The 23,277-nt window shown below is 60.2% G+C and carries 18 protein-coding genes and 1 pseudogene; 1 reads left to right on the top strand and 18 read right to left on the bottom strand.

Annotated features, from left to right (window positions below; all coding sequences use genetic code 11):
• Window positions 1-25: 25 nt before the first annotated feature.
• The 8 genes from OJB03_RS07940 to OJB03_RS07975 form a co-directional block, all read right to left on the bottom strand.
• The gene (locus OJB03_RS07940; protein WP_263786377.1) at window positions 26-580 is read right to left on the bottom strand and encodes a hypothetical protein; all 555 of its coding nucleotides are present in this window, start codon (window positions 578-580) and stop codon (window positions 26-28) included.
• A gap of 57 nt (window positions 581-637) precedes the next feature.
• Entirely contained in the window at window positions 638-2,137 is a 1,500-nt protein-coding gene (locus OJB03_RS07945) for an NADH-quinone oxidoreductase subunit N (RefSeq protein WP_263786378.1), read from the bottom strand.
• A gap of 86 nt (window positions 2,138-2,223) precedes the next feature.
• Window positions 2,224-2,514: a 4a-hydroxytetrahydrobiopterin dehydratase gene (locus tag OJB03_RS07950; protein ID WP_263786379.1), complete on the bottom strand. Its 291-nt coding sequence runs from the start codon at window positions 2,512-2,514 to the stop codon at window positions 2,224-2,226.
• Between the two features lie 92 nt (window positions 2,515-2,606).
• Window positions 2,607-4,241 carry a complex I subunit 4 family protein gene (locus OJB03_RS07955; RefSeq protein ID WP_263786380.1) on the bottom strand — a complete coding sequence of 545 codons (1,635 nt, stop codon included), beginning with the start codon at window positions 4,239-4,241 and terminating at the stop codon, window positions 2,607-2,609.
• A 124-nt stretch (window positions 4,242-4,365) separates the two neighbouring features.
• A complete protein-coding gene (gene nuoL, locus OJB03_RS07960; protein WP_263786381.1) occupies window positions 4,366-6,363 on the bottom strand; it encodes an NADH-quinone oxidoreductase subunit L in 1,998 nt (665 codons plus the stop codon).
• A 55-nt stretch (window positions 6,364-6,418) separates the two neighbouring features.
• Window positions 6,419-6,724, bottom strand: a complete 306-nt coding sequence (gene nuoK, locus OJB03_RS07965; RefSeq protein WP_263786382.1) for an NADH-quinone oxidoreductase subunit NuoK — start codon at window positions 6,722-6,724, stop codon at window positions 6,419-6,421.
• 99 nt (window positions 6,725-6,823) lie between these two features.
• Entirely contained in the window at window positions 6,824-7,333 is a 510-nt protein-coding gene (locus OJB03_RS07970) for an NADH-quinone oxidoreductase subunit J (RefSeq protein WP_263786383.1), read from the bottom strand.
• 185 nt (window positions 7,334-7,518) lie between these two features.
• The gene (locus OJB03_RS07975) at window positions 7,519-9,210 is read right to left on the bottom strand and encodes a Ppx/GppA phosphatase family protein (protein WP_263786384.1); all 1,692 of its coding nucleotides are present in this window, start codon (window positions 9,208-9,210) and stop codon (window positions 7,519-7,521) included.
• Window positions 9,211-9,922: 712 nt separating this feature from the next.
• On the opposite strand from OJB03_RS07975, the gene OJB03_RS07980 reads away from it, so the two are divergent.
• Window positions 9,923-11,209, top strand: coding sequence for an SUMF1/EgtB/PvdO family nonheme iron enzyme (locus tag OJB03_RS07980; RefSeq protein ID WP_423816368.1), 1,287 nt, complete (start codon window positions 9,923-9,925; stop codon window positions 11,207-11,209).
• Between the two features lie 84 nt (window positions 11,210-11,293).
• Here the strand turns inward: OJB03_RS07980 and OJB03_RS07985 are convergent, their stop codons facing one another.
• The 10 genes and pseudogenes from OJB03_RS07985 to OJB03_RS15765 all read right to left on the bottom strand — a co-directional run.
• Window positions 11,294-12,022, bottom strand: coding sequence for a hypothetical protein (locus tag OJB03_RS07985; protein ID WP_263786386.1), 729 nt, complete (start codon window positions 12,020-12,022; stop codon window positions 11,294-11,296).
• A 140-nt stretch (window positions 12,023-12,162) separates the two neighbouring features.
• A complete protein-coding gene (locus tag OJB03_RS07990; RefSeq protein ID WP_263786387.1) occupies window positions 12,163-13,692 on the bottom strand; it encodes a hypothetical protein in 1,530 nt (509 codons plus the stop codon).
• A 23-nt stretch (window positions 13,693-13,715) separates the two neighbouring features.
• Window positions 13,716-14,801 carry a hypothetical protein gene (locus OJB03_RS07995; RefSeq protein WP_263786388.1) on the bottom strand — a complete coding sequence of 362 codons (1,086 nt, stop codon included), beginning with the start codon at window positions 14,799-14,801 and terminating at the stop codon, window positions 13,716-13,718.
• A 3-nt stretch (window positions 14,802-14,804) separates the two neighbouring features.
• The gene (locus tag OJB03_RS08000) at window positions 14,805-15,224 is read right to left on the bottom strand and encodes an ExbD/TolR family protein (RefSeq protein ID WP_263786389.1); all 420 of its coding nucleotides are present in this window, start codon (window positions 15,222-15,224) and stop codon (window positions 14,805-14,807) included.
• Between the two features lie 19 nt (window positions 15,225-15,243).
• A complete protein-coding gene (locus OJB03_RS08005; RefSeq protein ID WP_263786390.1) occupies window positions 15,244-15,630 on the bottom strand; it encodes an ExbD/TolR family protein in 387 nt (128 codons plus the stop codon).
• Between the two features lie 128 nt (window positions 15,631-15,758).
• Window positions 15,759-17,225, bottom strand: a complete 1,467-nt coding sequence (locus OJB03_RS08010; RefSeq protein WP_263786391.1) for a MotA/TolQ/ExbB proton channel family protein — start codon at window positions 17,223-17,225, stop codon at window positions 15,759-15,761.
• 150 nt (window positions 17,226-17,375) lie between these two features.
• A complete protein-coding gene (locus OJB03_RS08015) occupies window positions 17,376-19,157 on the bottom strand; it encodes a type IX secretion system membrane protein PorP/SprF (protein WP_263786392.1) in 1,782 nt (593 codons plus the stop codon).
• Between the two features lie 55 nt (window positions 19,158-19,212).
• The gene (locus tag OJB03_RS08020) at window positions 19,213-21,990 is read right to left on the bottom strand and encodes an FG-GAP-like repeat-containing protein (protein ID WP_263786393.1); all 2,778 of its coding nucleotides are present in this window, start codon (window positions 21,988-21,990) and stop codon (window positions 19,213-19,215) included.
• 61 nt (window positions 21,991-22,051) lie between these two features.
• Window positions 22,052-22,693, bottom strand: a complete 642-nt coding sequence (locus tag OJB03_RS08025; RefSeq protein ID WP_263786394.1) for a tetratricopeptide repeat protein — start codon at window positions 22,691-22,693, stop codon at window positions 22,052-22,054.
• Window positions 22,694-22,834: 141 nt separating this feature from the next.
• Window positions 22,835-23,092 (bottom strand): annotated as a pseudogene (locus OJB03_RS15765) (tetratricopeptide repeat protein); the annotation flags it as partial.
• Window positions 23,093-23,277: the final 185 nt, after the last annotated feature.

Below are 23,277 nucleotides of genomic sequence, written 5' to 3' on the forward strand. Positions count from 1 at the left end.
GACGGGGCCGCGACGCTCGCCTGGCTTATTCGTCGAGCACTTCCAGGAGGCGTTCAAAGTCGGCCGCCGTCAGCTTCTGCTCGGCCCGTAGGCGCTCCAGAGACTCCCGCACGGCCGCCACGTCCGTCGCGTCCGGCTCCGCCGCCGGCGCGAAGTCGATGTCCCGAACCATCGCCGTGTCCAGAAAATCGGCGACGTAGGACGCGGCCTTCGGCGTGCCCGAGAAGTCCATCGTCAGCTCGAAGGTGGCCCGCCCGCGGTTGACCGTGAGGTCTACCACCTTGCCCCCAAGGCCAAACAGGCGGCTTTGCGCCGAGACCTTCACGAGGTCCGGATAGCGCACCGTCTGGGTGGCCTGCAGGTCGTTGTTCTGGAAGACAAACCGGTCGGGGGTAAAGACGGCGCCGTCGCCCCCCGTGCCACTCAGGGTCGCGTCGTACAGCGCCAGCACCTCGGCCCGCTTTACCTCGGTCGCGTAGTCGGAGAGTGCGTTGTCGAGACGATCCGACGGCAGGTTTGGCGTCACGAAGAGCCCCATCTGCGGGGCGTGTGGCAGCCGGTCGCGGAGCAGCGCTTCCATCGGCGGGACGAGTAAATTGGGGAGACGCACACGGGTCGTGCTGTCGGGGCCACTCGCTCAGGGCGCCGTGGCCATCGTAGCGGTCTCGAAGAAGCCCAGGGTGGTTTCGAGGACGCCGCCGAAAAACACCCCGAGCACGACGAGCGCCACCGCACACACCACGAGCGTGCCCGTCGCCGCCACTGTGGCCCGGGGGAACGCAGCCGCCCGGACGGGGTCGGTCGCCTCTACGTCGTCGGCCGACTGCATCCAGAAGACGTACACGACACGCAGGTAGTAATAGGCGCTCGTGGCGCTCATGAGCACACCGATCACCACGAGCCAGGTGAGGCCGGCATCGACGGCCGGGGCAAACACGAGGTACTTGCCGATGAAGCCCCCGAGCGGCGGAAAGCCAATCAGGCTGAGCATGAAGACGCCCATCGTGCTGCCCAGAACCGGCCGGTCGTTGGCGATGCCCGCCAGGGACGACAGCGTTTGTTCGCGGCCCTCTTTCCCGTCCCACTCCAGCATTGCCATCACGCCAAAGGCCCCGATGTTCATCACCGCGTAGACCAGCAGGTAGAACAGGGCGCCGGCGTATCCGGCCGACGTTCCCGCCGAGAGCCCGACGAGCACGTATCCGGCGTGCGCAATGGACGAGTACGCAAGCAGGCGCTTGACGTTGGTCTGGGCCAGCGCCATCACGTTTCCAATCACCATCGTCAGCACCGCGACCGCGGCCATGGACAGTTGCCACTCTCCGCCCGGCACGGCGTGGACGAGCACCAGGATGAGGGCGGCGAACGCCGCGGCTTTCGTCGCCGTCGACATGTATCCGGTGAGGGGAGTGGGCGCTCCCTGATACACGTCCGGGGTCCACATGTGGAAGGGCGCCGCGCTCACCTTGAAGAAGAACCCGACCAGGAAAAGCGCGAAGCCGCCCCAGAACAGAAGCCGCGTCGAGAGTGTCCCCAGCTCCGCCGCCGCCATCGCCGGCAGGGCCATCGTCCCCGTGGCCCCGTACATGAGCGCAATGCCGTACAGGAAGAAGCCGGTCGAGAACGCCCCGAGCAGAAAATACTTGAGCGCACTCTCCACCGCCCCCTCATCCTCCCGAATAAACCCGGTTAGCACGTAGAGGCACACGGACATCGTTTCGAGCCCGAGGAAGATGCTGATCATGTTGTTGGCGGAGCCGAGCATAATCATCCCGACCGTACAAAACATGATCAGCGCGTACACCTCTCCGTAGTCGTACCGCAGCTGGTTCAGGTACGGCACCGAGATGAGGATCGTGGCCAGGCCCGTAAGCAGGATGATGAGGTTGATGAACGCCACAAAGCCCCCCGTTCGGAGGGTTTCGAAGAACACCGTGCTCTGAGGGGCCCCAAGATGCGTGACCTCCCAGACTGCAGAGACACCGAGCGCCGCCACGCCGAGCCAGGGAATGGCCGGGTGGTCGTTGCGGAAGGCATCAAGGACAATGATCGCAAGCCCGGCCAGTCCGACGACCGACATGGAAAAGGCGGCCGGCAGATCGGTCACGAGCGCCGGGAATGCAGTCGACAAATCCATAAGCTAAATCCAACCGTTCATTACGCAAAAATAGCCCGCTGCCTCCCACACGGCGATTCCTTCGCTCCGCGACGAAGCTGCTACACCTACGCGAGGTCCTCAATCTGCGAGGCAAGCTCCACGTCCATTCCCGTCACCTTGCCCCCCGCGTCGTGGGTCGTGAGGGCGACGGACACGGTGTTGTAGACATTCTCAAGCTCAGGGTGGTGCATCATTTCCTCGGCGTAGAACGAGAGGCGCACAATGAAACTGACGGCCTCTCGAAAGTCAGAAAACTCGTACGTCTTGTGGAGTTTGTCATCGGCGTGGGACCATCCGTCCAGGTCCGCCAGGGCGTCGTCGATCTCGTTGTCGGTAAGGGGCTCGTCTGAGGGCATACGTTTAATCTGATACTCCGAAAAGAGATTGAAGAGGCCGTCTTTCTGAAGAAGCGCTGCGGGCCACAAACGGGGCGACCGCCACGACCGGTTCAGGGCGAGGCCGACGGGACGTCCATGGATCCGTCCTGGGTCTCGAGCGGGGCCGTCGGCACCTGGGTCGGCTCGTCCGCCGCGGCGGCGGCCTCACTTTCCATTCGCTCCACCGCGGCTCGTTTTTGCTCGACCGTCTCCAGGAGAAATTCGGTGGTCGGGGCGGTCTGCCGCAGGAACGGACCCGGGTAGAAGCCAAGGACGAACATAAGCACGATGAGCGGCACCATCAGCCCGAACTCACGGGCATTCAGGTCCGGCATCTGCGCATTCGCCTCGTCGGTGAGCTCGCCGAAGAAGGTGCGGTAGACCATGTGGAGCAGATACATCGCCGCCAGGATGACGCCGGTCGTCGCGACGGCGATGAGCACCGGACTGTCAATCACGGTGCTCTTGAAGGACCCGAGCAGGATCAGAAATTCGCCCACGAACCCGTTCAGGCCCGGCAGCCCGGCCGAGGCGAGCACGCTAATCACCATGAACGTCGTGAGCACCGGGACGGACGTCGCCAGCCCCCCGTAGTCGTCCATCAGGCGGGTGTGGCGCCGCTCGTAGAGCATCCCGACCAGCAGAAAGAGCGCCCCGGTCGAGAGGCCGTGGTTGACCATCTGGATCACGGCCCCCTGCATCGCCTCCGTCGTGAAGGCAAACAGCCCGAGCACGACGAACCCGAGGTGGCTGATGGAGGAGTACGCCACGAGGCTCTTCGCGTCGTCCTGGACGCGGGCCACCAGCGCCCCGTAGATGATGCCGATAATGGCAATCACCGCGAAGAGGCCGGCGTAGCTCTGGGCCACGTTCGGGAAGAGCGGCAGGCAGAAGCGCAGCAGGCCGTACGTCCCCATCTTCAGCAGCACCCCGGCCAGGATCACCGAGCCGCCCGTGGGGGCCTGCACATGGGCGTCCGGCAGCCAGGTGTGCAGCGGAAAGAGCGGCACCTTGATCGCGAACGAGAAGGCGAAGACCCCGAAGAGCCAGCCCTGCACCGCCAGCGGAATGTTGTACTCCAGCAGCGTGTACCAGTCGGTCGTAAACACGCCGTTGTTGACGGCGTCCCCCGCCGCGTAGCCCAGGTACAGAATGCCGACGAGCATCAGGAGCGACCCCACGAGCGTATAGATGACAAACTTCACCGCCGCGTAGATGCGCTCCTTGCCGCCCCAGATTCCGATGATGAAGTACATCGGAATGAGGGTGAGCTCAAAGAAAATGTAGAAGAGAAAGAGGTCGAAGCTTGTGAAGACCCCCGTGATGCCCGTCTGCAGCAGAAGGAGCAGCGCGTAGTAGCCCTTGTGCTTCTCGCCGATGTAGGTCCACGACGAGAGCACCACGATGGGCCCCAGGAGCGTCGTCAGCATCACGAGCAACAGGCTCAGCCCGTCGACGCCCACGAAGTACTTGATGTCGTACCCTTGCGGCAGCCATCCCGCCCATACGTCCGCCAGCTGTGGACCCAGGGCCGTGCTCACCGACGGATCGTAGCCCACGAAGAGCCCAATCGAGAGCACAAACGTGACGGTCGTGGTCGCCAGGGCCGTCCACCGGATCGCGGAGGCGCGTCGCAGAAAAAGCGTGAGCAACGCGCCGGCGGCCGGCAGGAAGACGACGAGGGATGTGAGGTAGGGAATGTTCATCAATCGTAGCAATGCCTAATCGGCAAAGAAGGAATCACCAGGGATGTCTGCGCTCATGCGACGATCACGCACGGCCGACGTCGGGGACCGGCCAGGGGCAACCGTTCAGCGTCGCGTCGCCCGCTCAAGCACCGTACATCAACAGCCCGACCAGGAGCGCAGCCCCGACGGTCAACGCCAGGGCGTAGTTCTGGACGAGGCCCGTCTGGACCCGGCGCAGCAGGCCACTGGCATTCTGGGCCGCGCCGGCCACCCCGTTGACGGCCCCGTCCACCACGGTCGTATCAAACGCCGCCAGGCCCTTGCGGGCAATGCCGTTTATGAGGGAGTCCACGACCACTTCGTCGTAGAATTCGTCCCAGTAGTACGTGTCCGTCCAGGTCTGGTAGACCCCTTGCAGCTGTCGCTTGAGGGCGGCGTCGTACTCCAGCCCCTGCGCCCCGTAGACGCGCCAGGCGTAGTAGACCGTGCCGACCGCGATGGCCGAACTCAGCAGGATAAGCCCCCACTCCAGCGCCAACGGCACGTGGCCGTGCACCGACGCCTCCGCCACCGGCCCCCCGTACTTCGCGCCGAGGTAGTGGTGAATCCAGTTGAGATCGCCCCCCTGGATGACGGCGGGCAGCCCAATGAAGCCGCCGACCATAGAGAGAACGCCGAGCGTCCAGAGCGGCCCCGTCATCGTGGAGGGCGACTCGTGGGGACTCAGTTGATCCGGGAGCGGCCACCGGGGCTCCCCCTCAAAGGTGAGCATGTAGGAGCGCATCATGTAAAACGCCGTGAGCACGGCCGTCAAGACCCCGACGATCCACACCGCCATGGCGTAGGTGTACCCGTCATAGCCGTACTCGAAGGCCTTGAACAGGATCTCATCTTTCGAGAAAAACCCGGCGGTCAACGGAATCCCCGAGATCGCCAGGGTCGCCAGAAGATACGTCGTTCGCGTGGCGGGCATGTACTCGCCGATTCCTCCCATCGTGCGCATGTCCTGCGGGTCGAAGTCGCTGGTGTCCCGCCCCTGCTCTTCCAGGCCGTGCTCCACCTCCTCCATCCCGTGAATCACGCTTCCGGAGCCGAGGAAGAGGCACGCTTTGAAGAAGGCGTGCGTGATCACGTGAAAGATCGCCACGAAGAACGCCCCCACCCCCGCCGCCATGAACATGTAGCCCAGCTGCGACACCGTGGAGTACGCCAGGACGCGCTTGATGTCGTCCTGCGCGATGGCAATCGTGGCCGCCATGAGGGCGGTGGCCGCCCCCACGATGGCGACAATCATCATGACGACCGGCGCGCCCAGCACGAGCGCCGACAGACGCGCCAAGAGGTAGAGCCCGCTCGTCACCATCGTGGCCGCGTGGATGAGGGCGGACACCGGCGTGGGACCCGCCATCGCGTCCGGCAGCCACACAAAGAGCGGAATCTGCGCGCTCTTGCCGGTCGCCCCCACGAAGAGCAGGAATACGATCCAGTTGAGCGTCGCCTCGGGAAGGGCCGGCCCCTCCGCGAGCAGCACGTCAAAGCTCAGCGAGCCAAGCTGCTGAAAGACCAGAAACATGGCCACCAGGAAGGCAAAGTCGCCCACCCGGTTCACGATGAACGCCTTGTTGGCGGCGGCGCTGTTGCTAAGGTCCGTGTACCAGAACCCGATCAGCAGGTACGAACACAGGCCCACCCCTTCCCACCCCAGAAACAGCACAGGCAGGTTGTTCGCCAGCACAAGGTTGAGCATGGCGAAGATGAAGAGGTTGAGGTAGGCGAAGAACCGCCAGTACCCCGCGTCCCCGTGCATGTAGCCGATCGAGTAGAAATGGATGACGCCCCCGACCCCCGTCACGACCCCCGTCATGAGGAGCGAGAGCTGGTCGATCCGGTAGGCGAACGACAGGTCCAGGTCGCCCGCCGCCATCCAGGTGAAGTAGTCCGCCACAATGGGCTCGCCGCCGAAGGTCACGAACAGGTAGACCGTCAGGACGAACGGAATCGCCACGACCGCCGTGCCGACCGTCCCCAGGAGCGTCTCCCGGGTGCGGAGGCCTTTTAGAAAGAGCGGCGCCACGCCATTCAAGACCGCCCCGGCGAGCGGCAGGAGAAGAACGAGGCGAAGCAGATCGGCAGAGGTCATCAACGCGACAAGGTCCGATGTTCAAAACGGGCGCAACAGAGGCGGGGCGTGGCGGCTAGTGCTTGAAGAGGTTGATCTCCGTGATGTCCACCGTCACTTGGCTTCGGAAGACGGCAATCACGATCGCGAGTCCCACCGCGGCCTCGGCCGCCGCCACCGCGATCGAGAAGAAGACGAGCAGCTGGCCGCTGGGGTCGCCCATCGACTGGCTAAACGTCACCAGCGTGAGGTTGACCGCGTTCAGCATTAGCTCCACCGACATCAATACCACGATCGCGTTTCGACGGAAGAGCACCCCGAACGTGCCGATGGTGAAGAGCACGGCGCTCAGGGCCAGGTACCAGTTGGGAGCAACTTCCATGGCGGGAGAATCAATACTGGGTTACGGGATGTCGTGTGCAGCGGCCGTTGGGGGGCGGGGATTCATGTCCCCTCCTCCCCCACTACCTGGAAACCGCGGCTACTGAAACCGGCGCTGGGCAAGCAGGACAGCCCCAACGGTCGCGGCCAGCAGCAAGATGCCGGCCACCTGCAGGTGGAGCGCGTAGCGGGTGAACAGGATTTCGCCCAGGCTCGCCGCGCTTCCCGTCTCCGCCGCGGCCGCCGCCCCGATTGGGTCCACCCCCAACTCAAACTGCAGGGCCACGACGTACAACAGTTGGCTTAACAAAACGAGCCCAACCGCGAACCCCCCAATGCTGGCCCACTCAATCTCTTCCAGCTCGGGCATGGCCGAGAGGTTGAGCAGCATGATCACGAACAGGAAGAGGACCATGATGGCGCCGGCATAGACAAGAATTTGGATGACGCCAATAAACGACGCGTTCAGCGTTAGATACAGGCCGGCGATGCAGAACAGATTGAGCACCAGCCAGAGGGCGCTCGACACCGGATTGCGGGCGATAATCATTCCGAGCGCGGCGGCCACCGCGACGGTCGCCAGCAGGAAAAACATGGAGGGTGCGGCCATAAGCCCGAGTGTCCTAGCGGAGAAAACCGTCCTGTGCGAAGAGGCTCGGAGCGCGTTTCCGGACGGAATGGAACGAACCCGTGATTGTCTACCGGACGCAAAGTAACGCGCCACCGACGTAGGGGCAAGATACGGGGCGGTTAATCATGCATGAATTGAAATCAGGCCCTTCCCCTCCCGGGACCCTACGAACGCACCCGGCCCTGCGACTGCAAAGACGGTTCGGGGACCCAGGTGGAGGCGGACTCGCCGTTCGCATAGATCGGAATTTCGGTAGGGGTGACGTACAGGGCCCGCTCGAACGCGTCTTCGAAGAGGCCCCCATTCGTCTCAGCCGCCCATACCTCGAGCTGAGGGTCCGCCTTGGTGGCCACCAGCACGTGGAGGGCCGCGTCGGTGAGCGATGTGCGCAGCGCCACCACGTTCTGAAAGTGACTCCGATCCAGGTTTTCCGCGACGCGTAGCAGGGCCGCAAGCTGACGGGCCCGCCGCCGACGCTCCGGGGACAGGCGGTCGAAGTGCTCGTGCGACGCGTCCGGCACGGCTCCGCGGTGATACCGCGCTACCAAGGCCATCATCGTCACCTCCTCGGCCCGAAAGCCCTGAAGGTCGGCGTGCTCGATGAGGTATCGAGAATGTTCGTGGTGCTCGTCGTGCGTCACGAGATAGCCGATGTCGTGAAGCAGGGCCGCGTACTCTAGAAGCTCCACGTCGCTCGCCGGCCCATCGTAGAGGGGGCGGCAGACGTCAAACAAAAAGGTTGCCGTGGCGGCCACGTGCTGGGCGTGTTCTTCCTCCCACTGAAACCGGTAGGCCATCTCGTGCACGCTGCGCCGCCGGGGATTCCGGAACCGCGCCATGCGCTGGAGCCGGTCACTGTTTGCGTCCAGGAAGTGCACCACCATCCCCTCCCGGAGGGCATTCGACGACACCCCAAAGTGACGCACCGAGGGCAGGCCCGTGCAGACGGTATCGAGGAGCACAGCCCCCGCCCCAATCTGATCAACCCGCCGCGGCTCGATGGCTGGATGGGCCGTCCGCTCGTCGGCCGCGGCCTGCATGACCCACCGGAGGGCCGACCGTACATTCTCGATGGGAAACGCCCGTTGGAACGGCGAACGGGCCGGCGTGTCTTCCATCTCTAGCGTCACCCGCGCCAGGCTTTTCATGGTGCCCGACGACCCTACGATCCGGGTCACGCCGTGCTCTCGGCAGGCCGCCAGGACATCCTCCAGTACGCCCTTACAGTGGGCCCGCAGCCGCGCCTGCTCGTCCTCCGACATCGGGTCCGTCGCAACAAACTGCTCGGTCATGCGGGCCGCCCCAAGCTTCAGACTCGTGCTGAAAACCGGCGTGTCGTCGTCCACGACAATAAACTCGACCGACCCGCCGCCGATGTCCATCACCAGCGAGGGATCATTGAACTCCTTCGTCCGGCTGACGCCCTGAAAAATGAGATGGGCTTCTTTTTCTCCGCTGATGGGCCGAATGCGAAGCCCCAATTCGTCGTGGGCTCGCTCGATGAAGTCGCCCCCGTTGGTCGCCTCCCGAATCGCACTGGTGGCGAACGACAGGTATTCACGCGTGTCCCACCCATCGGCCAGCAACTTGATGCGGGTGAGGGCCTGCAGGCCCCGCTCCATCGCGTCTTCGGGGAGGCGGTTGGCGTCCAGCCCGTGCTCCCCGAGGCGCACCATCTCTTTCAGCCGGTCGACCACCTGGTAGCTGCCGTTCGGGTGGACGTCCACGATGATGGCGTGGAAGGAGTTGGTCCCGAGGTCAATCACGCACACTCGGACCGGCGACGCTGCCCCGTTGGCCCCGTAGGTGGTCTCCGGAATGAGGGTGCAGGCAGCGCGCTCGTGGGGGGAGGACATAAGCGAACACTCTGGCGGGAAAGCGAAAGAGTCAGGCAACTATCACGTACGAGAACCAAGCAACAGGGGTATATGTCCCTCGCAATCTTCAGTTCTCGGGAACAGCCTTCGTCTCATCCGTGGACGCTGCATCACTGCGCGGTGTGGACATCTATTTATCGTTTCAGCGTATTGGGATTAGAATTGATCAATTTATACCTTCATCGAACGAATTTCCACATTGAGATCCGCGTAATTTCATTCCCTTCTTCGCTGTATGACCGCGTCAATTTCAGGAACCGGGCATCTGCAAATCGAGGCAGGAACAGCATGCGAAATCTTTCTGGATGGTGAGTCACTGACGGCACTCGAGCCGGGGGACGTGGAGACCCTGGAGCTGCTCGCAGACTCCTACGAACTGACAGCGGAGCGCCAAGCAGGCCCGGTCTGGGAACGAACGGTTCGGATCGAGAAAGATACCCAGACCAGACTGACCATCCCCACCGCGGATACCAACACCGCCGCAAAGTCGACAGACGGGTCAGCACCGACCATCATTCGGCCCGGAAACGAACGTAGTGGCGGAGACTCCACGGAACAGAGGACGTCGTGGTCATGGATCGCCACAAGCATCGTTCTTCTGCTTCTGGCAGGCGTTGCGGCATATGGGCTTCGTCCCCAGTGGCCCGAATCCGTTGCCGACTACGCCCAAGAGATTGCCGGAACGTCTCGGATGTCCAGTCCAATTTCTACACCGGAGGATACCCCCACAGAAATACAGTTGGCCGAGCCGTCAGACGAACTCCGGGCGGTGATGCTGATAACTCAACCCGAAAATGGCTCTCTGACATTTGCTTCTGACAGCAGCACTGCTACATATCGCCCAGATCCGGACTTCTCCGGCACAGACGACTTCCGGTACGCGGCGCGTTACCCTGGACGACTGGATACGGTACGGAGCGTCGTGCAGGTAGTCCCTGTTCCGGATGCCCCTCAGGCAACGGACGATCGAGTCCAGACACTAGCTGGTGAGTCTGTCACGGTCGACCCGCTGCGAAACGACGGAGGCCCCAACTCAGACTCCCTCCAACTTGAATACGTGGATTCGGCCTCCAGTGGAGAAGTGAGTGTGTCCGCGGATAGCACTCGTATCACTTACACTCCTACTGGTGAATTCACGGGGACCGACACAATAGAGTACGGCGTTGCCGACGCGCGGGGTCAGACCGACGCGGCCGCCGTGACCGTGAAGGTAGAAGCGCCTGCCCCAACCCCGGCCGACCTTAACATAGAATGGAAGCGGATTACGGAAGGATCGTTTGTGATGGGGTCGGATCGAGGGAGTGCAGACACCCGTCCATCGCACCGGGTCGAAATCACGTCCCCATTCCGGATGAGTGCGCACGAGGTTACGGTCCGACAATTTCGGATGTTTGTGGAGGCGACCGGCTATGAAACAGATGCAGAGCGGCTCGGCGGAGCGTGGAGCGCAGACAACCGCGACAGCCTCCGGACCCCTGGCCTCACCTGGCGGAATCCTGGGTTCGAGCAGGCCGATGACCACCCCGTCGTGAATGTGAGTTGGAACGATGCGCAGGCGTTCGCGAAGTGGATCGGAGGCCGGTTGCCTACGGAAGCCGAGTGGGAGTACGCGGCCCGGGCAGGTACAACGTCCCCAAAACTACCGGGCGAATGGCAGGAGACAGCCTGGTACAGCGAAAACGCAAACGGGAGAACCCATCCTGTGGCTCAGAAGGAATCCAATGAATGGGGGCTCTACGACGTTCAAGGAAACGTGTGGGAGTGGGTCCAGGACTGGTACAGCCCCAACTATTACCAAAAAAGTTCTAAGAAGGACCCCAGAGGCCCCGAGTCCGGACAACTCCGAGTGTGCCGCGGAGGAAGTTGGCACAACGACACGTGTTGGCTCCCAACCCGGAACCGAGCCTCTCCCACCTACCGCGCCAACAATATTGGCTTTCGAGTTGTCCTGCCACTCGATGAAGCCCCTCCGAGTTGAGTCCAATCACTCACTACACTCTCCCCACAGATGCACGGGGCTTTCCGCACGGAACTGCAGAACGATGGAAGCGCCGTCTGTGAGTTAAGGCTTCCGTGGGGATGCCGCACCTGAAGGCACAGCCTCTTCCTCCGGACCGTTTCGCTGCTCTTCAGGAAGTGCCGACGTAGGCCCCTGCGGAATGTACTCTGTCTCCTCAACCGTCCGGTTAATGTAAACGACATCGTAGATCACCGAGTCACTCCGCACAACGTAAACCAGGTCTCGGGTTTGCACGGTATCGGGCGGCCCGCCGGGGGCGGCCTGGTACTGCATCGCCTGCGGGGTGTAATCCCACATCTCGAACGTAAACCCATTGGCGTCTTTCTCCAAAAGAAGACTGACGGCTTCGCCCTGGTAGTTTCGCTGTACCGTCTCAAGGACATCGGCCATGATTTCGTCCTCGGCCCACTCTTCGCTCTGGGGACGGCCCCGGGGAGGTTGTTGCGCTTCCCCAATGTCGGCGTCGGCAGTATCTGCCTGTGCAGTATCGGGACGGAAGGTCTCGGCGGGGGCATTGGCCCCGTCGTACTGGAACTCTGATTCGAGGCTCCAGCTGCGCATGATGTCTTGAACCCGCCCAGTAACGAGAGAGGGGTCAATGTTGAACGTCTCCCCGCTCGGGTACACCACCACGAGATCGTCGGGCCCGTATCCGTTCCCAGTCACGTCGACAACCTCAACTCTTCTGATCGAGTCTTTTGGAATCTGTGGGGTGATGATCAACTCAGTGAGCATCTCATCAATGGCCGCCCGGTCAGAAAGCTGTGCCACCGGACGAGTAACCTGGGTGAAGTCGGCCTGTCGTGCCTGCCCATGTGCCTCGCCTCCCCATGCCCCAGCTACACATCCGAGCACGAAGCAAACTAGCAAATAGCGAATAACATGCCTCATGGTAAACCTTGGATCGTTGATCAACTAGCGGCCGCCTGTTTTCGAATCTTCTGAACTACTTTCCGATATTTGATCGCCTCTTCTCGATTTCCGAGACGTCGGTGCTGCCGAACCAGATTGCGGTAGAGATCTAGCCGATCTTCCACCTCAAGCACGTCCGGCTCTTTTGCCGCCCGCTCTAGATACTTGACCGACTCTTCCACGTTGTTGCGAAGGAGCTTTCCAGACTCCAGCTCCGCAAGGGCCTGCCGTCCCCATTGCACCTCGGCGGACTGCTGAAAGTATTTGAGCGCCGTGCGAAGATCCTCATCCCGCTTCTCTCGGCCCAAGTTCAAGCAAATCGTACCGTACGTGTCGAAGTACCGCCGATACGTGGAATCTACTGGGGCACCATCCTTATTTACCTCGGTCCGGCGGAACAGTGCTTGGAGGCGATCGGCCGCCCGAGTCTGCTCTCCATTCTGGTATTCGGCTTGTGCGAGACGCCAGTCAACCTCATCACGGGCGGACTGGGTTTGGAGCCTGGGTTTCAGTTCACGAAAGCCCTGCACCGCCGCGGCGTAATCCCCTCGGCTCGCGAGAGCCGAGAGCGAGTCACGGGCAAAGCTAGCAGCGATATTCCCATCATCCCAGTTCACCCAGTCAACCCAGTTCTCCGCCGTGCTTTTCTGCTCGGAGGTTTCGGCGTACTCCAATGCCAACTCGTATCCTTCGAGCGCGGGGGTTGTATTTCGGCCAAAGCGATGCGCATCAGCCTCCGCTAATGCATACTGGAAGACCCGTGTGGAGTCCACTTGGCGCTCCTTCTGAAGAGACAGTTCTACCGACTCCAGATAGGTTTCTCGGGCTTTGCGATAGTTCTCCGCGGCCCGGTCGTACTGGCCCGTCTCGTAGAGATTGTTCGCAAGGTTTAGGAACGGCGTGGGCTGGTCTTTGCGGAGCCGGACGAGTTTTTCGTACACGTCAATCGCCTCCCGGTACGCCTCCTCCTCTCCCAGACGCTCGGCCCGAAGCTCATAGATTTGACCCAATCTGTTGCGGGTGGCGTCGTCGTAAGGGTTCAGCTGAATTGCCTCCTCGAAAGCCTCTTGGGCCCCGTTGAGGAGATCCCCCTGCAACTGCCTCAGTCGCGTGCTATCGAGGGCAGAGGCCTTTGTGACCTTCAGGTACTTTCGGAGTGAATCAGCTCCTCGGTTGTACGCCCGAATGGCCGCATTGCGCTTGTCCTGGCTGACGCTGTCGACGTTGGTCGTGTCATTTCCCATCTCCAGGTAGCTCCACAGCGAATCGCTGATCTGCACAAGGGACTGTCCCTCTTGCGCCCGCGCGCTAGCCTGCTGCTGTTTCTTCAGGGAGACAAAAGACCCGCTCGCCAGCGAGTCCGCCCGCTCGGCTGTACTCGAGTCCACCCCTGGGGGGACGTAGACGCTGGAGGCCGCCGAAGCTGAACGATCCGCGGCAGAGGTGGTCGCAGGGGTTGTCGTGGAGCCACTCGACCCACACCCAATCAGCAGAATCCCCAAAAGGCAGAAGTAAACCAGTCGATTCATAGATTCAAAAACCATCATGATTCTCATTGAACGTCTGTTTTGGCCTCTTCCCACCACGAGAGAAACACATCATAGAATCGCTGCGCTTCTTCCCCCCGGGGCTTGCCCTCAGATTGGACCCCGACAATCTTTCCGTTACTTCGTCTCACGGGCCCCGCCCGGAACTTCCGGCTCTGTTTCTGAAAGGAGCGGTCCACGAGGTACTGTGCACGCTCATTCTTGACCAGGACGATGTGAACCTCTTTGAGGCTTTCCTTGCACATCAGGTACAACTCGTACGTCTCCCCCCCTACCTTCACGGGGCGAAGCTTCGAAGACAAATAGTCAGACTGATAACTGACCAGTTGCTCTACACCGGTCGGCAGTCTGGCCGGATTGTTCTTCATCCACTGAATCAGCTTGTTCACCTCCAGGTTGCCATAGTCCTCCTGACTCACATCCTTCAGCGACACCTCTACCGACGACCCGCTTTCTCCCCCGGCCTGCCCTTTGCTCCCGGCAGCAACCTCTCCCCCTCCTCCAAGGTCATCTCCTGACGCGGCTCCTTGTCCCGACCCCGATCCGTCCGCGACCGCGATCCCCGCTCCGTCCGACCCGCTCGTCGCTTCTGCAGCGTCTCCGCTCGGGAGCGCATTCGTACTGGGATCCTCAAAGGTTTGAGCCCCCCCAGCCTCTCCCACCTTTTTCCGCTCTACCTCCACGGAGGAGTTTCCGCCCGAGGACTCGGACTGATCCGGGTTGCGGCTTGTCTCGTTTGGGGTTTGACTTGGGGACGGATCGACATTCAACCCTTCCGAGGACAGGTCCGGGGCTTCAACCCGCTCCGGGGCTTTCTCCGGCTCGGCCTGCTGCTCTGCCTCTTCCGGATTCTCCTGCTCTTCCGACTCGGATTCGCTGTTCGACTCCTGCTCGGGTTCCGGTTGAGAGTCCATCTCCAGGTCCGCAAACCGTTGCGGGTCGAGTTTCCGAAACTGCTCCTGTGGACTCGTGAGATCGGGCACACTGACGACCCCGACAAAAAGTGCAGCGATAGCCACTACACCAACCGTCGAGAGGGCCGCAATCCGGCGCTGCCGAGACGTGTCGTTACGGGGGTCAGGTGAAATCATGGGCTATAGCTGAAGGGGGGCTTTATTGATGTTCTTCGGAATCCCAAGCCGCTGACAAATGTCCAGGACATTGACGGTGTGTTGGACTGCCGATTCTTCGCTAGGCTCGATCAGCACGACAGCTCGTCGTCCCCGCTGTGAACTCTCCTTGTTTGCCCGGCCGAGGCAACGCTCTAACCCCGATTGCTCAACCTCGCTACACTCGACCTCTCCAGTCTTGCGGTTCATGACACTGTAGACCCCACCCTGGCCAACATTTACCCTCAAGATTGCAATCTCCTCCGTCTGCTCAGACTGTTGCTTCTGGTCATCTCCGGACATGTCGATGTGGGAAAACGTGCTTATGTCGCTTACCCATATAAACCCGAACAGTATTATTAACCCTATATCTATAAATCGTACCAAAAATCCTGTGTTTTGCATATCGCACGCACTGTGCCTTTCACTTGGTCTCGACCTCTATCGATTTTTGTAGGCCCAACTCGTCACAGAGAGCAGCAACCTGCATCAGGTACTGCATCGGAGCCCTGTGGCTGCTCCGTACGCGCACCTTCAAGGACGATCTTCCGAACTGGTCGATTTTTCCCTGCAGGAACTCCGTGAGCTCAGGGAGAGACTGGAGTGTTTGATTTCCCTCCCCCACCTGAATGGTCCCCTTCGTCTGAACACCTACGAAGAGGACACGCTTCTGCACAATGGGTTTGTCCGGGGTTTCTGTGCTCTCGGGAGGTTGTATGTCACTGGGTTCAATGCGGGAGACACTGATCATGCCGAAGAGCAAGATCAGAACGATGTCGACAAACCGAAGGATGTACCCTGACTGCCCCATGACAAACTATCTGTTGCCGTGCATATGTCTCTGATGAGAGACTCGTCTCCGAGAATCGAACCGTGGGGATATCCCTTCCCCTGGCAAGGCCAGTCGTCCAATTGCGACGGCATGCCCAAAGCAATCGACTATTGTTCAAGGGCCATGGCCTGAAACCCGACCTCTTCATCTCCGACAACCGCAGAGACTGTGTTTAGCCCTGGTGTCCCGCCGACCCAGAACTCTGCGGATGCTTCGCCAGATTCGTTAGTGGTCACTTCAATGGACTTCTCTCCATTCTCGAATTTGCCTTCCCCGGCGTTGACCTGAAATTGAACCGCATGGGTTGGTACGGGGTTGCCATGCTCGTCGAAGATTCTGACGCTCAGAGGTTTGGGAAGGGCCTCTCCGATTTCGGCGCCCTGGTTATTCCCACCCTGCTTGTATCGTTTTGGGGCGCCCGGGCGTGCACGGACCGAGAACTGGGTGGTCGTACCCGGAGCGTCCGCAGACGGAACGGCGGCCACGGCTTTGCAGGAGCCAGCCGTGTCGGGAAGATGCCAGTCAAAAGCCACACGTCCATTCTCGTTAGTTCGGCGGGTGACCTCCGACTGCCCATTCGCCAAATGACCGCTTCCCTCCGTAGCTTCGATCTGTACGGGCTCGTCAGCAACAGGCTCTCCATCTTCCGCGGTGAGTCTCAGGGTTACATCGGCAAGGGTCGAAACGACGGGGGCGGCCTCGGCTAGGTCTGCCACCTCAAGCTGCTTCGGAGACGGCTCAACGGCGGTGGCTGATGGAGCTGGATCCTCCGCCACCTGCTGCCCACGACTTGGCTCTCGGTCTGAACCGAAGGGTTCTTCAGTCGGGCTGAGGTCGGTGGTCTGCGCAGAAGAACGATTTCCGCCGGCCGGTTGCGGTTCGGGCGCGGATGCCTCGGTCATGCCTTTCGTCGCGGCGTGATCGGCCTCAGACACCTCTTCTCCATTCTGATTCAGCCCCAGCTCCAAGAGTCGAAAGCGAAGTTCATCGGCCTTGTCTTCAATCTGATCAAGACGATTGTCGAAAAAACTGTATACCTCCGTCGAGATCAGATTCAGGGTGATGCTCACGACGAGCCCGAGGAGGGTCGACACGAGCGCAACTCCCATTCCGGCAAGAACCCGCTGCTCGTCGTCGATTCCTCCTCCAGTAAACACCCGGAGGATGCCCCACACCGTCCCAAGCAGTCCCACGGCGCCAGCCGTATCCGCAAGGAAGTCAATGCGCTGTTTGAAGGTGCCAAATCGCTCTCTCTGAAACTGGATGAAGTTGGCAATCTCTTCGTGAAGCGTGGCCGCGTCGTTCGTCGTCTGAAAAACGTTCAGCATTGTCGCCTGCAGGTCGGCGAGCATGCTCTTCTTCTGGTTCGCGACCAGCATGGCGATGCGGTTCATCTCCATGCTTTCCAGAGACGCTTCTTCCAACTCCTGCGCAGCCCGACGGTCGCTGTACAGTTCGTATATTTTGGCGCTGATTAGAAACAGGCCGATCGCGAGTAGCCCGAAGATCGGGTATTGAAAGCCCCCAGCCTCTCCGATCAGGTCCCAGAGCAGGAATCCGTCGCTCGAGCCCAATCCGGTATCAGCGGCGGCCGACGCAGTATCCGCGGCCTGCTGAGCAAAAGTGCGAGTGGCCCCCCAGAAAATACTGCTTGTGAGCGCGAGAAGGATTCCCAATCGAAGTCTCGGGCAACGTGCACGGTGTTGGAGCATCAATGTGCAACCTCACTTGTCAATTCGAAGCTCAAGCGCATCTGCTGGATTTTCTAATCCTTCCGGACTCCCGGTCACCTCAATCGTGATCTTCCGAACGGTCTTCTGCACGGAGAATTCCTGCGGCTCTGATTGGTAGGACCCATCTGGCCCCTCCCATCCGAGCTGATATCTGTACACGCCCTGGTCCAAGGGGTCCCCCTCCTCGTCGTTCCACCCCCACTCAATCTGTCGTGTCGGACGGCCCGACCCATCGAAGCTCCTGATGACCTCGCCTGCCTCATTCTTGATCGTGAGCGTCCAGACGCCGTTCTCATCCGGCAGATAGGGATCAAGGAGGGTCAGCGTCGTGCGTTCAGGATTTAGGACCGACAGTGATTCCTCGCGGGGGAGCTCTTGGCGCTGCGGGGAAAATGCCTGCACGCTGTCGGTCGGACTCGTCACGCGCACCTGTCCACCCTGCAGTCCAGGTTTCGATTGCATACGGTTGTAGAGCCCATATGCTTTTACGCTGTCTTCATCTTTTTTCAGAATGTCGAGGGTCGACGGTGTTCCCTCTCTCACCCGACGACCCACCAGTGAAAGTGTTGAGTCGTACTCGGCCGAGAGAACATCCATCATCCTGATGTTCTCCGGGACGTCCTTCGTGGGTTGTCCCGCCCGTCGCCCCCGATCCGTCGAGATGTTATCGTCCAGGCGACCGAGCGCTTCACGAGAGACATTTTGGAGCGCCGCGTCGGGTACATCGATCTCTCGTTCGATGCGCTTCTCCAAGTGTTGCAGAATCTGGTGGCTCGACGCAACTTGGAGTCTCGGCTTCGGCGAGGAGTCCACCTCAGACCGGTCGGCCTCGAGCAACAAAGAGGGGGACGACGGCATCTCGGGGAGCTCTGGGGACCGCCCAAACTCGTAGAGGACCGTAAACTGGTGGGAGCCCGTCGACGGACCTCGCAAATCCGACGTGGGGACGTTGTACTGGTAGTTCACGCTCAAAGGCCCACCAACATGGAGTTGCCCCTCAATGCGACCGTTGTTGAACCCGGCATCGCTCCCGACTCGGATGTAAGATCCGTCTGTGGAGTAGGCCTCAAGGCCAAGACGTACGTCAAGTCCGTACTGGCCATTTGAGACTTCCGCCCGTGCGCGCACAGCATTGAATGCGTAGGACACCCCCCCAAAGATTTCCGGGTCCGCCCGAAACTCTTCATCCGGGTCAAGGGCCAGGTTCGGGCGGTTCAAGTTTCGTCCTCCGACGGCAAGGTTCAAGTTAGGCAGCGGCTTCGCGAAGAGGCCGACAGACCCTGTCAGTGTGGTTCGTCCGGTTCCCTGCTCGTCAAAGAGGGGATCATTGCGAGCCCCCTCGGTAAACTCAGAGCGATTGTACCCAAGATTGAGCGCCGAGACCCGAACGCCCGCGGATAAAAACCGGAAGAGACGTCCCGAGACGCTTGCGCCGAATGCCCGCTTCTTAAAGATGGGCGTGTCGACATACCGGACAGTTCCCCCAAACCCAATTCGATCGGCCACCAGAAAAGGCGTGGACCCCGCGAGGAACCCCTGACGGAGGGGCACGCCAGATTTATTGCTTATGCCGATGTGATGGGCCTTTACCCCGAGTGCGACTTGGGGACGATGGAACGAGATGGTGGCCGGGTTGCGGAGCGCCGACTTTGCATCATCAAGCCCCGTCGACGGCCCCGAGATAAAGCGCTGGGCGTGAGAGAGATTGACACCCCCGCCAAGAATGAGCAGTAGAGGGCACAGAATGATCCAGCGTTCGAATTCGACCTTCATTCTTTCACGGACGTGATTCTGATAGGTAGTGCTCTGATGTATTCTTTTCTCCCTGCTAGCGGGCGAGGGTCACTTGCCCTGAGGCTACGTCCTGTCCCCCATCTCGGACAACGTAGAGGTACACGCCCGGAGGTTGTTCTTCACCACTTTCGCTGGTGCCGTCCCACTTGACCTTTCCGCTCGTCACTTCACTGAGCGTGCGAATAAGACGCCCTTCGAACGTGTAGATTTCTACAGTCGGCTGGTCAAGTCCGAACTCGTTTACCAGAAACCCAACAGATTCATTCACTTCATCCCCGTTCGGCGTAAACGGATTGGGCTGGACCGGAAGTTGATCGGGCAACTCGACCGTAAGGTCAAGCACAGCCGTGTTGTTGTCTTCGCCTTGCTCGGTAATTTGAGCTTCACTGTCTACCTCACAAGTAATTTCCACAGGCCCTTCGCTGGAAAACTCTACACTGACGGACCGCGTCTCGCGGGTGCCTCCGACCTCGGGGTTGCTATTATCCGTTCTCGACTCCAGGACAGTCCCATCTTGACGAATCTGCCACTCGAACGAATCGTCGACCCGAGTGCCGCCCTGGTTGCTGTACCTGCACCGGACGCTCAAGGTATCGGAGACTCGAATTGGACTCGGGTCGTCCTCCTCCACGAAAACTTCCTCCGCAACAAGATCGGGGCGCGGCGGCCGCGAGGATCCCCTGAGCGTCACCTCCACAGTTTGCTGCTGGTCACAGTTTCTGCTCTCCAAAGTCACCCGGACGGTCTCTTCGTAGGATGCATTGGCTTCTGTTGGCGCAAACCGAACGGTCACCTGCTCCTGCCCACTTCCCAAAACCGTCGATGGAGAATTGACAACCTCGAACGGGGTGCCATCGAGCCCCCGAATCTCCTGAACGTCCGCGTCGTCGTTTCCTTGATTCTGAATGGTGAATGACTCGGTCGAGGAATTCCCTTCGATGACTTCCCCAAATTCACGAACCTCCGGGCTTGCCGATACTTCGATGCCCAGCCCAGTCCCACGGACCTGAATGGGAAGTTCCGTAGGCGGTGTCTCCCGTCCGCAGAACTGAGTTAACTCGTTTGCCCTCAAAACCAGTTGATCATTATAGTCTGTGATGCTTCGGGGCTCGAACGTAACCTCCACCACACGGATCTCACCGGGGCGAAGTGTGTCGGGGAGAGTGCCACTTGTGCTTCTCACGCCGAACCCCTCGGGAACCACCGAACTGTCAATCTCCACCCGATTCGGGCTCATGTTTTCGATCTGTATAGTCTCTGTACTGTCATTTCCAACACAGATTTCTTCAAAGTTGATTGAGCTAGGATCGAGCGTAACGGGTCCCGGACGCCCCCCCTGGTTAGTGAACAGATCGAGCGACGTCCCCCGCGGGTTGATAACTGTGAAATCCTGATCGCCGTCACGATCTACGTCAAAGTCTGTAATCCCAACGGGATCGTTGCTCCTGCCAGAGAAGGAAGAGGGAGTTCCGTATCCGTTGTTCGAACTGTTGGGAAGAAGCTGCAGGCTGTCGCTGGACCGGTACGTACTGAGCAGGTCTAGGTCATACACCCCTTCCTCTTGCGAGCGACCCGCATCCACGTCGGACAGCGCCATTCCGAGAGCAGGCCCGTTCGGGGTCGATGATAGCGTAGTCGGTGCGCGAAACCCGAAGGAGTCCGTAGGATCATTTTCGACAAGAACCATCTCATTCTGTCCCTGCCCACTGACGGTCAAGTCCATAAACCCGTCGCCGGTCTCAGGCCCATTGTTCCCGCTCACGTCGTTGGCAGATATGGACGCTGGGACAAACCCAACGTCGACAGAGTCACGCAGGGGAGCATTCTGAGGGAAATGTCCCTGCTCGTCATTCCCAAGCACGTCGATGCGCTCTTCCCCAGAACTCCCCACCAGCAAATCCAGGGCCCCGTCTCGATCAACATCTCGAGCCGTCAGGCTTGTCGGAGCTGCTCCCACAGGGTAGGACTCCTCGCTCTGAAAGGCTATGTTGTTGTCATTGTCTTGGTTGACATAAACCTCCACTTCATCTTCGCCAAAGGGCGCGACGGCGAGGTCCTGGGCCCCATCGCCGTCAAAGTCTCCAACAGCAACGTCTGTAGGACGAGACCCTGTCGAGATCTGGGGTCCCTTCTGAAACGTTCCTTCCTGATTCACGAGAACCGTCAGGTTATCCGAAAAGCTGCTGACCGCGACAAGGTCAGGCAGGCCATCATTGTTGAGATCACCTCCCGCCAAGGTCGTCGCCCCGGTCACTGAAACGGTTTGCGAATCCGACCCGTCAAGATCCGGCCCGTATAAGACTTGAACCTCCTCCGCTTCCTGGTTGACGAACGCCACGTCTGTCTGGAGATCATCAGGGCGATTTAAGTCGGCGGCGAAGGGCTCGGACGGAATTTCTACGGAGCCGAGCTTGGCAACTTGTTTTTCCTGGCCCTGTTGCCCGAAAGAAACGGAATTCTCGCGAGAAAACGTCCCCCTCCCGTACTCTGACCGAACCGTAAATTGCCAGACGTAGGGGGTACTGAGAGCACTGCTGACCCTCTCGTCGACCGTGACCGTCACGGTCTCTCCTGGTCGAAAGGGACAATCGGAGATGAACCGGATTGAATCCGATGTGACTTCGGTGGTCCCCTCGTGGCGGCCGAACCGGCTTCCAAACACGGTGAGCGTGTCCGAACCTTGAAGATCCCTCCTAACCGAACTGAGGGCAACGGCAACCGTGTCGGTCGCCCGGGCCACGACCGAGTTTTGTTCCGGCTCCACCCCCTGAACCCGCTGCTGAGCATATCCCGGTGTGGGCCAGAGTCCCATTGCTCCCAAGAACACCCCAACTGCAAAAGACAGAATGCAAAATCTGCGCATCACGAACTGACTATCGACTGTCTCCATCCGTTAGAGTTTTGAGCTGGTCGGTGTACTTTTGCGCTTCCTCGGTCCGATTCAGGTTTCGATAGGCAATAATCAAGCTTTGAAGTGCGTCTTCATCCTCCGGGGACCGTTGATGCAGGCGGAGGTACGTGTCCACCGCGTCCTGATGTTGGCTCAGGGAGAGGTAGGTGTCTCCAAGAAGGTGAAGAACCGCAGGATCGGGATTTTCGACGGCGGCAAGCCGCTCCAGCTGAGACCGCGCCTCGTCGTATGCACGGTTCTTGTGCAGGGCAAACGCAAAGTCTCGCCGCAATTCCTCCGACGGAGTCAGCTTCAGAGCTTGCTGGAACCGCTCACGCGCCGACGAGAACTGGTCCAGTTCCAGGTGGGCATACGCCAACCGCTTCACCACTTCCGGCCTGGTCTGCCGCGCCTCGTCGGAGTCGAGCTCCAATGCCCGTTGGGAGTACCGAACAGTTTCGGCGTAGGCTTCGCGCTGGAAGGCGAGAGCTGCTAGGTTATTGAGCGTCTCGGCGGTTGGCTCTAGCTCCAGTGCATCCGAATACGCCCGCTCTGCCTTCTGGGGCTGATCGGTCTGTACAAAGGTGTGCCCCAGCGCCTGGTGTGCAGGTGCACTGGACGGCAAAAGAAGTGTGGCGCTTTGATAATGCTGCGTTGCGGCACGGTGGGATCCAGACTCACTGGCCTCCCTTCCTTTCTGGAACTCTTCCCGCCCGTGCTTTTCTCGAAGAAAGTCGATTCGCTCTTCGAAACGGGGAGAAAGTTCTTTTGAGGTTTTTAGCGCCGCCACAGCGTCCTCGTACGCCCCCTGCCGCAGTTGAACACGGCCGAGCAAGAAATGAGCCTCCGCATTTTCCGGATTATTTCGGGTGGTTCGCTGGAGGAGTTGCGCTGCAGACTCGTAGTCTCGCGTCTGCTCATATTTGCTGATTCGGCGTGAGAGGTCACTTTCGCAGGCCAAGTTGATTCCTCCAAACGCAAGGAATACGCAGAGGAGAAGACACCTCAGAGCGTATGCGTGCATGTCAAAGCATTACATGCTTGTCTTTCGACAGTTGAACCATCCAACAATCGTCACGAAACCACCAGTCTGCAGAAGTAGAAATGTAAAGAAACGCTCAACAGAAGAGTGAACTTGGTGGAGTACAGTTTCTACACCTGTACGATGGCAGGATTTCGACACGACAACCTGCTGATTCGGACCAGATC

It is taken from the genome of Salinibacter grassmerensis (genome assembly GCF_947077765.1).
Lineage (GTDB): Bacteria > Bacteroidota > Rhodothermia > Rhodothermales > Salinibacteraceae > Salinibacter > Salinibacter grassmerensis.